This is a genomic window from Streptomyces sp. NPDC059003, from assembly GCF_042740445.1.
Lineage (GTDB): Bacteria > Actinomycetota > Actinomycetes > Streptomycetales > Streptomycetaceae > Streptomyces.
In genome coordinates, this window is record NZ_JBHYJH010000442.1 from 1 (window position 1) to 1,225 (window position 1,225).

Here is a 1,225-nt window from a genome sequence, read left to right on the forward strand (position 1 = left end):
CACTTCGCCGTTCCCGCACCGCCTCCGGCAACACATCACACGGTGGATCCAGGATCCACGCTCCAGACGCTGACCGGTTACCGGCGCGACCTGATCGCCGACCGGGTCCGACTCATCAACCGGCTGCGTGACCTGCTCGTCGGCATCTGTCCCGCGCTGGAGCGAGCCTTCGACTACTCCGCGGCCAAAGGCCCGGTCGTCATGCTGGCCGAGTAACAGACCCCAGCCGCCCTATGCCGGATCGGCGTCAAACGGCTGACCACCTGGCTGCAGCGCCGTAAAGTGCGCGGCGCCGAGACCACCGCGGCCAGGGCTGTCGAGGCCGTCCAGCCCCAGCTCACCCCCCTGCCCGGCGAGGGCCGGGCGGCCAAGCTGGTGCGCGACCTGGCTCACCAGCTCCTGGCCCTGGACAAGCGGATCAGGGACAACGACCGGGAGATCTGTGAGACCTTCCGCGCCGACGACCGCGCCGAGATCATCGAGTCCATGCCCGGCATGGGCCCGATCCTGGGTGCAAAGGTCGTCGCCATCGTCGGTGACCTGTCCGGCTACCGCGACGCCGGACGCCTGGCCTCGCACGCCGACCTGGCCCCCGTGCCCGGCGACTCCGGCCGCCGCACCGGCAACTACCACCGGCCCAAACGCTACAACTGCTGCCTGCGCTGACTGTTCTACATGTCCGCCCAGTCCGCCGTGATGCGGCCGGGCCCCTCCCGGGACTACTACCTACAAGAAGCGCGCCGAGGGCCTGATCCACACCCAAGCCCTGCTCGCACTCGCCCGCCGCAGGGTCAACGTGCTGTGGGCGATGCTGCGCGGCAAAAGGCTGTTCACCCCCATCTCGACGGCCACGCAGACGGCTTGATTCGATCATTGAGATTCTCCTTGATCATCGAATCCGCCGTCCATTGGACACTCCCTCGTGTCTTGAAGCTGGGAGGAGGGGTTAGATGGGTATGAAGAACGTTCAGTCGTTGGAGCATACGGCCTTCTCGGAAGCAGCAGCCATCAGCGAAGGGGGGTGGGAGGCGGGCCAGACCCCCATTTATGACGAGTTAGTACTGCTGTGGTATATGCGAGGGCGTGCCGTGCCTACCCTTGCGCACTCTGGGAAGGCGATGATCGAACAAGATCTCTTCTACCGATATTGAGTGGGCGCTCAGTCGACTCATCCTGGATCCACCGTGTGATGTGTTGCCGGAGGCGGTGCGGGAACGGCGAAGTG

General features: G+C 65.7%; 1 protein-coding gene and 1 pseudogene. Both read left to right on the forward strand.

Translation table 11 applies throughout. From position 1 onward, the window contains the following. A pseudogene (locus ACFWZ5_RS46460) lies at positions 1-865 on the forward strand (IS110 family transposase); the annotation flags it as partial. 85 nt (positions 866-950) lie between these two features. Continuing rightward, entirely contained in the window at positions 951-1,151 is a 201-nt protein-coding gene (locus ACFWZ5_RS46465) for a hypothetical protein (protein WP_384893359.1), read from the forward strand. The last annotated feature ends 74 nt before the right edge of the window (positions 1,152-1,225 follow it).

Coding starts and splice junctions, on each gene's coding strand:
- ACFWZ5_RS46465 (WP_384893359.1), top strand. CDS start 951: ATGGGTATGAAGAACGTTCAGTCGTTGGAGCATACGGCCTTCTCGGAA.